Source organism: Xanthomarina sp. (assembly GCF_035306705.1).
GTDB lineage: Bacteria > Bacteroidota > Bacteroidia > Flavobacteriales > Flavobacteriaceae > Xanthomarina.
Genome location: NZ_DATGNO010000076.1, coordinates 1 through 8347, shown reverse-complemented (window position 1 = coordinate 8347; position 8347 = coordinate 1). Strand labels below are relative to the sequence as shown.

The window sequence follows — 8347 nt, the reverse complement described above, 5'->3', positions numbered from 1 at the left end:
TTTAATTCAATGTCTTGAATGTCATTGGCCGTTAAGGTCTGAGCCAATTTTTCTGCCCCTTCATTTATCGTTGTTCTATTTAAAAACTGAAAGAAAGAGCCTCTTCCAAATAAATCGATATCCAAACTGTAATAATGTTGTGGATCCTGAAATCTCCTTCCCGAATTTCTATGATGAAAATCTCCTGAAGCGATTTTTAATTCCTCTTCATTTAAAGCCACCAAAGCTTTACTCACATCCCTTAAACGTTTAACATCTGTGTATTTTGACAGAAGAAAAATAAACAAAGCAACTCCAACAATACCAATGCCTAAAGCGACTTGCCACATGCTAAAAGTAAAATAAATTCCAGCAACAGTTAATAAAAAAACAAGTAGTCTTAAGCTACTCATTCCAATCAGTTTTTTATTGAAATTTTTTAAATCTTGCTGATGTTTTTCAAGCTGTGTTTTATAAAATGTACTTGGATGATTCATAACTAAAATTGAATTGTAAAGAAACAAAAATCCCAAGACTTAGCTTGGGATTAAAACTTTGTATAAATTTTAAGTTATATTTTAGTCAAAGTAGTTATAGAATCTTCTATTACATAATCCCAACCTATGCCACCTGAAAATATTTTAGGTACTTGAAAACTATCTTCTGAAATACCAATTAAATCATTAGATTCCAATGATAAAACAATTGTTTCTACTACTGTTACTACTGTAACAGAATTTCCTTCTTGGGTCCAAGTAGAGTCTAAAGTGTAACCAGAATAATCTACACACTCAAAGGTGTAATAATTATTAAAATCAACATCTTGGTCTACGTCTAAAACAATACTAAAGCCATCAGAAACTACTTCTCCTGTACCATCTGCATTGAAAATAAAGAAATCGTTTAAACTACAGGATGTTTCTTCTAACAAATTCGGATTTGCAACTCCATCTTGATTCCAGTCGGTAGTACTTTCCAAAGTTAATGATGTTATTTTCCAAGTTCCTACAATCCCGGTAGAATCATTATTGTTACTATCGTCATCATCACTACTACAACCATTAAATAATAATATGCTTAACATGAGCATACCTAATTTACAAATCTTATTTATCATTCTTTTTTTTAATAATTTTCTTATCCTTTTAAACTTGCTTTTAAATATTCTCTATTCATTCTAGCAATGCTTTCTAACGTAATACCTTTAGGACATTCCACTTCGCAAGCTCCAGTGTTGGTACAGTTACCAAAACCTTCTTCGTCCATTTGTTTCACCATATTTAAAACGCGGTCTGTAGCCTCAACTTGTCCCTGTGGCAATAAGGCAAATTGCGACACCTTAGCAGAAACAAATAACATGGCAGATGAGTTTTTACAACTTGCTACACAAGCTCCACATCCAATACAGGTAGCGGCATCGAACGCCGTATCTGCATCGTGTTTGTTAATAGGAATGGTATTGGCGTCTATGGTATTTCCAGATGTATTTACTGAAATAAAACCACCAGCCTGTTGGATTCTATCAAAAGAGGTTCTATCAACCACTAAATCTTTAATTACAGGAAAAGCTGCTGCTCTAAATGGTTCGATAAAGATAGTATCTCCATCTTTAAACATACGCATGTGCAACTGACAGGTTGTAATACCTCTATCCGGACCATGTGGTTCTCCATTAATATGAAGGGAACACATTCCGCAAATTCCTTCACGGCAATCGTGATCGAAAGCTACTGGCTCTTCATCCTTATTAATTAGGTCTTCGTTCAATACGTCTAACATTTCAAGGAAAGACATATCAGGAGAGACATCGCTAACTTTATAGTCGACCATCTTTCCTTTATCGTTTTTATCTTTTTGTCTCCAAATCTTTAGTGTAAGATTCATAAGCTATAATATTAAGTTGTTGAGAAATTAAGTTATTGAGTTAATTAGGTTTTGCTTAGATTAACATCAATAGTTATTCCTTGTTTTTGTTATTTACTATTTTGCTGGTTTTTTAAATATTTTATATATCCATTTAATTTCAGCAATGTTTTATTATGAATTATTCTTAATTCATTTAAATTTTATTTGGAGATATAGCCTTCATCTAAAGCTATAATTCCATGATCTAAAGTTTCAAATAACGAACCTCTAGCTATTCTACAAAACTGAATATTCTCTTGGAAGGGAAATCTTCCATAACCTTCAGCTATATTATGATTGACTGACCTAGAGGCTCTTCTCATTTGAGAAATCAATTCAAATTTTTAAAAATCTTATATCATTCATTTTTAAACTGTTAACAAATAACAGTTTAAAAAGCATTATTTATACGAACGCTGCTTCAACTCAATATCTTTAAACTCTAAATCTTCTTTATGCAATACGGCGTCGCTTGGATCTCCTTTATATTCCCAAGCAGCTACGTAGGCAAAATTCTCATCGTCACGTTTGGCTTCACCTTTTTGTTCTCCATCAAGCTCTACGGCATCTTCTCTAAAGTGACCTCCACAAGATTCCTCTCTATGTAAAGCATCTTTAGCAAACAACTCTCCCAATTCCAAATAATCGGCTACACGTCCTGCTTTTGCAAGCTCATCATTAAATTCTTCATTGATTCCTGGAACTTTTACATCTCTCCAAAATTCTGCACGCAGTTCTCTAATTTCTTGAATGGCTTCGGTTAAACCTTTCACATTACGAGCCATTCCTACTTTATTCCACATGATTTTTCCAAGTTTCTTATGGAAATAATCTACAGAATGTTTTCCTTTATTATTTACTAAATGATTGATTCGATCTCTAACATCTTTCTCAACTTCATCAAATTCTTTTGTATTTGTAGGTATTTCTCCAGTTCTAATATCATGGGATAAATAATCACCAATGGTATAAGGCAATACAAAATAACCATCTGCCAAACCTTGCATTAAAGCCGAAGCTCCAAGTCTGTTAGCTCCATGATCGGAAAAGTTTGCTTCCCCAATACAGTATAATCCAGGAACAGTTGTCATTAAATTATAATCTACCCAAAGCCCACCCATTGTATAGTGAACGGCCGGATAAATCATCATGGGCGTATTATATGGATCCTGATCTACAATTTTCTCGTACATCTGGAATAAGTTTCCGTATTTATTTTTAACAACTTCTTGACCTAATTGTTTCACTAAAGCAGCATCATTCACATCTTTATGATGAACAAGTGCCGCTTCTTTTCCGTAACGTTCAATAGCCGTAGCAAAGTCCAAGAAAACCGCTTCACCAGTTGCATTCACACCAAAACCCGCATCGCAACGCTCTTTGGCTGCACGCGAGGCTACATCTCGAGGCACAAGATTTCCAAAAGCTGGATATCTACGCTCTAAATAATAATCTCTGTTTTCTGCAGGAATATCGACTGGTTTTAATTTTCCAGATCTAATTGCTTCCACATCTTCTTTTCTTTTTGGAACCCAAATACGTCCGTCGTTTCTTAATGACTCAGACATCAATGTTAATTTAGATTGATGATCTCCAGAAACAGGAATACACGTTGGATGGATTTGTGTGTAACAAGGATTTGCGAAAAAAGCGCCACGTTTATGTGCTTTCCAAGCTGCTGTTACATTAGATCCCATGGCATTTGTAGACAAGAAAAATACGTTTCCATAACCGCCAGTTCCAAGAACAACGGCATGTGCCGAGTGTCTATCTATTTCTCCAGTAATTAAGTTACGCGTAATAATTCCTCTAGCTTTTCCATCAACCATAACCACGTCTAACATTTCGTGACGGTTGTACATTTTAATTTTACCACGTCCAATTTGACGGTTCATGGCAGAATAAGCTCCTAATAACAATTGTTGTCCGGTTTGTCCTGCAGCATAAAATGTTCTAGAAACCAAAACACCCCCAAACGAACGATTATCTAATAATCCACCATATTCACGAGCAAAAGGAACTCCTTGAGCCACACATTGGTCGATAATATTTGCTGAAACCTCAGCCAAACGATACACGTTTGCTTCACGAGAACGATAATCGCCACCTTTTACAGTATCGTAAAATAATCTGTAGGTCGAATCGCCATCTCCTTGGTAATTTTTTGCTGCGTTAATTCCTCCTTGTGCTGCAATTGAGTGCGCACGTCTTGGAGAATCTTGAAAACAAAATGCTTTTACGTTATAGCCTAACTCTGCTAAAGTAGCAGCAGCAGAACCTCCAGCTAATCCCGTTCCAACCACAATAACATCTATGTTACGTTTGTTTGCAGGGTTAACTAGATTGATGTTATTTTTATAATTAGTCCATTTGTCTTCAATTGGACCTTCTGGTATTTTAGAATCTAAAGCCATATTAGATGTAATTTTTTATTGATTAAAATGATGAAATAGCGCAATAACGATAAATCCTAATGGAATTAAAATGGCATAAGCCTTTCCAAAACCTCTTAATCCTTTTGTGTATTTATTATTTGCTCCAACCGATTGGAAAGCAGAATTAAAACCATGCAATAAGTGAAGTGATAAAAACACAAAACCGACACAGTATAATGCCACACGCCAAACTGGAACAAATTTATGTTGTAACTCTTCAAAATAACGGAAGCCACTATCCGCACTATTTGGATCTATTAATCCAGACGTATCCCCTTGGATATATTTTATATTGATTTCTGGAAACCAAAAATCCAAAAAGTGAATCACTAAGAAGATCAAGATAAACAAACCACTATAAATCATGTTTCTGCTCATCCAAGTAGAGTTCGCATTTCCATTGTATTTAACGTAGCTAATCTTTCTAGCGCCTTTATTTTTAATTTCTAGAACAAAACCCATAATAAAATGAAACATTACCCCAAATAATAATATGGGCTGCATAACGTATTGAATTAACCAATTGGTTCCCATAAAATGGGAGACCTCATTAAAGGTTTCACTACTGCATACTGACATCAGGTTTATTGCAAAATGTTGTACTAAAAATATCATTAGGAAGAATGCCGAAAGTCCCATGGCAAATTTTCTTCCAATCGAAGAATTCAAAATTCCGCTCATTGTTGAAGTTTAATTTTTATATAACAAAGATACACTTCAAATCAGTTTTAGACAAAGTTGAAACAATTAATATAGGTATTTAGAATCATTTTAATTAAAAAGCAAAAACCGAACCATCATTTTTAAAGAAATTAAATTCTCTCAGTTAAATAAATGATAAAGTGCAAGAGCTTTTTTCTCAACCCATAGGAATTACGTATTTTTGGGTAAATTTAATCTGCTCGATTATTTTTTCAAATATTCTACTGAATAAGAAGGCCTTATACCCGTTTTTCTAATTCAAAATAACCATAAATTTTTAAGCACATGAAATACCATTTAATCAACAACAAGCTCTTTATAAAAAATCGTAAAAATTTTGCAGCTAAAATGACATCAAATAGTTTAGCTGTTTTTAATTCTAACGATATTTACCCTATAAGTGCAGATAGTACGATGCCCTTTCAGCAAAATCGCGATATTTTTTACTTAAGTGGTGTCGATCAAGAAGAAAGTGTTTTAGTTATATTTCCAGATTGCCCAAAAGAAAATCATCGAGAGATTTTATTTTTAAAAGAGACCAACGATCATATAGCCGTTTGGGAAGGCGAAAAACTTACCAAGGAAGCTGCCTTATCAACTTCGGGAATTAAAACCGTTTATTGGTTACAAGATTTTGAAAAAATCATGCATGAATTAATGTCACAGGCAGATACCGTTTATATTAACACCAATGAGCATTATAGAGCCCATATTGAAACAGAAACCAGAGAAGCTCGTTTTAATAAATGGCTAAAGGAAAAATATCCAGCACATAGTGTAGCTAAAAGCAACCCCATTCTGCAACGTTTGCGCTCTGTAAAGGATTCCATCGAAATAGATTTAATTCAAGAGGCTTGTAACATAACCGAAAAAGGCTTTAGACGTGTTTTAAATTTTGTAAAACCAGATGTTTGGGAGTACAATATTGAGGCGGAATTTATGCACGAGTTTTTAAACAATCGTTCCAAAGGTTTTGCATACACACCTATTATTGCATCAGGTAACAATGCGAATGTGTTACATTATATTGAAAATAACAAACCATGTAAAGCTGGCGATTTAATTTTAATAGATGCTGGAGCAGAATATGCCAATTATGCCAGTGATATGTCTAGAACAATTCCTGTTTCAGGGAAGTTTACCAAGCGCCAAAAAGAAGTTTATAATGCTGTAAATCGCGTGAAGGACGAAGCCACTAAACTACTTGTTCCCGGAACTCTTTGGGCAGATTACCATGTAGAGGTTGGCAAACTAATGACTTCGGAATTACTTGGATTAAAATTGCTTGACAAGGCTGATGTTAAAAACGAAAATCCAGATTGGCCAGCTTATAAAAAGTATTTTATGCATGGAACTTCTCACCATATGGGATTAGACACTCACGATTACGGGATTTTAACAGAGCCTATGAAAGCTAATATGGTATTTACTGTGGAGCCTGGCATTTATATTCCTGCCGAAGGTTTTGGTATTCGTTTAGAAGACGATGTGGTTGTTCAAGAAAAAGGAGAGCCTTTTAACTTAATGAGAAACATCCCTATTGAAGCCGAAGAAATTGAAGACTTAATGAATAAATAGAATTTGACCTTACCTTTATATATAAGGAAGCAAAAATGGAGACTACAATACCATAAACCCCATGAACATAATGCTCATGGGGTTTATAATTTTTAAGCAATCTTATAAATAGTAATAAATTAAAGATTAAATTTACTTGTGAAAAAATAAAAACTTGAATAAAACTAAACTTTATTATCTTCTGTTCTTTTCGTTTTTGGTTATTCCTTTTAATAAAGTTTTAGCTCAAAAAACAGATACTATTTACCATATAAACAAGAACATTCTTACTGGCGAACTTAAAAGTCTAGCTTATGGGGTGTTTACTTGGAAAATGGATGGTATGGGGACCATTAGTCTAGAAGAGATTAAGGTAAGTACGATTATTTCAAAAAAACAATTTGAAATTAAAATGAAAAGTGATGAGATTTATTTCGGCTCATTTGATGCTTCCAGTCAGGGAGGAACCGTGTTTATTGTAACCCTAGAAGAAAAAAAGTTAGTTACAATAAGTGATATTGTAGAAATATACCCCATCAAAAGTAATTTTTGGTTAAGAATTAGTGGAGACTTTAGTTTGGGATTTAATTACTCTAAAGGTAGTAATATTGGAAATTTAGCTTTTTCAGGAAATCTAAATTATCGAAAAAAGAAAGCTTATTTTGAAATGGCTTGGGATGAAAACAACACCTATCAAGCAGATACCTTGGGTTCCAGGAAAGCTGATGTATCCATTGCGTGGCAACGACTATTAAAAAATGGATGGTCCACACAACTATCCGTTGAGTTTGGTCAAAACTCCGAATTAGGCCTAAAGGAACGTTGGGGAGTTAATTTAATGGGATTAAAAGATATTTCCTATAACAATTGGAACCGATTTTATGCAGGAACCGGCTTGGCTTTAACGCATGAGATACCCTATGGAAATCCATCGGAACAGAATGATATTGCTGGCATTTTTCAATTAGTTTGGAAGGTTTATAAATATAAAAACCCCAAATTATGGGTAGATTCCGATATTAGTTTTTTACCCTATTTAACGGAATCTAATCGGAATAGAGTCGTTTTTAATTTAAATCCGAAAATAAGTATTTTTAGTGATGATTTTAAAGTCGGTTTAAAGTTTTACTATACCTACGACAGCAAACCTCCTGCTGAAGCCCCATCAACCAATGACTTTGGAGTAAATTTTCAGCTATCCTATTCCCTTCATTAAATATAGTTAAGTCAATGGCCTTCCAATTATTAAGTCTTCTTATCTTTGAAAAAGATAGTTTTAAAGATGGTTATAGAGCATAAAGGCATTCCGGTTTATTTTAAAGAACAAGGTTCTGGAGAACCCGTGGTACTTCTTCATGGTTTCTTGGAAAACTGTTATATGTGGAAAGATATAATTTCTGAAATATCCAAAACAAATCGCGTTATAGCCATCGATTTATTAGGTCATGGCAAAACTGGATCTTTAGGCTATATACATTCCATGGAGCTTATGGCCGAAGCTATAGAAGCCGTTTTAAATCATCTTCAAATAAAAAAACATATACTTATTGGTCATTCCATGGGTGGCTATGTGGCCCTGGCTTACGCCGAAAAAAACCCGAATTCCCTAAATGGACTTTGCCTTATGAATTCCACCTTTTTAGCGGACGATGAAGAACGCCAAGATTTAAGAACTCGAGCCAACAACATGGCTAAAACCAATTTTGAAATCTTGGTGCGTATGGCCTTTACTAATTTATTTAGCACTGAAAGCAAAAATCAATACCATA

Annotated in this window: 8 protein-coding genes and 1 pseudogene; 3 read left to right on the top strand and 6 right to left on the bottom strand. The window is 34.2% G+C overall.

Going from position 1 to position 8347, the window contains the following annotated elements:
- The 6 genes and pseudogenes from VKY47_RS06515 to VKY47_RS06490 form a co-directional block, all read right to left on the bottom strand.
- Window positions 1–392: pseudogene (locus VKY47_RS06515) on the bottom strand (MutS-related protein); the annotation flags it as partial.
- A gap of 158 nt (window positions 393–550) precedes the next feature.
- Window positions 551–1096, bottom strand: coding sequence for a hypothetical protein (locus VKY47_RS06510; protein WP_324311393.1), 546 nt, complete (start codon window positions 1094–1096; stop codon window positions 551–553).
- 20 nt (window positions 1097–1116) lie between these two features.
- Window positions 1117–1863 carry a succinate dehydrogenase/fumarate reductase iron-sulfur subunit gene (locus VKY47_RS06505; RefSeq protein ID WP_324311391.1) on the bottom strand — a complete coding sequence of 249 codons (747 nt, stop codon included), beginning with the start codon at window positions 1861–1863 and terminating at the stop codon, window positions 1117–1119.
- 182 nt (window positions 1864–2045) lie between these two features.
- Window positions 2046–2219: a four helix bundle protein gene (locus VKY47_RS06500; protein WP_324311389.1), complete on the bottom strand. Its 174-nt coding sequence runs from the start codon at window positions 2217–2219 to the stop codon at window positions 2046–2048.
- Between the two features lie 66 nt (window positions 2220–2285).
- Complete coding sequence (locus tag VKY47_RS06495; protein WP_324311387.1) at window positions 2286–4298, bottom strand: fumarate reductase/succinate dehydrogenase flavoprotein subunit; 2013 nt, start codon at window positions 4296–4298, stop codon at window positions 2286–2288.
- 15 nt (window positions 4299–4313) lie between these two features.
- Window positions 4314–5000: a succinate dehydrogenase cytochrome b subunit gene (locus tag VKY47_RS06490; RefSeq protein ID WP_324311385.1), complete on the bottom strand. Its 687-nt coding sequence runs from the start codon at window positions 4998–5000 to the stop codon at window positions 4314–4316.
- Window positions 5001–5306: 306 nt separating this feature from the next.
- On the opposite strand from VKY47_RS06490, the gene VKY47_RS06485 reads away from it, so the two are divergent.
- From VKY47_RS06485 to VKY47_RS06475, 3 genes are all read left to right on the top strand, one after another.
- The gene (locus VKY47_RS06485) at window positions 5307–6599 is read left to right on the top strand and encodes an aminopeptidase P family protein (protein ID WP_324311383.1); all 1293 of its coding nucleotides are present in this window, start codon (window positions 5307–5309) and stop codon (window positions 6597–6599) included.
- A 154-nt stretch (window positions 6600–6753) separates the two neighbouring features.
- On the top strand, window positions 6754–7794 hold the full coding sequence (locus VKY47_RS06480) for a DUF481 domain-containing protein (protein ID WP_324311381.1): 1041 nt from the start codon (window positions 6754–6756) through the stop codon (window positions 7792–7794).
- 45 nt (window positions 7795–7839) lie between these two features.
- Window positions 7840–8347: alpha/beta fold hydrolase (locus tag VKY47_RS06475; protein ID WP_324311379.1), on the top strand; the 508-nt coding region annotated here is incomplete at its 3' end.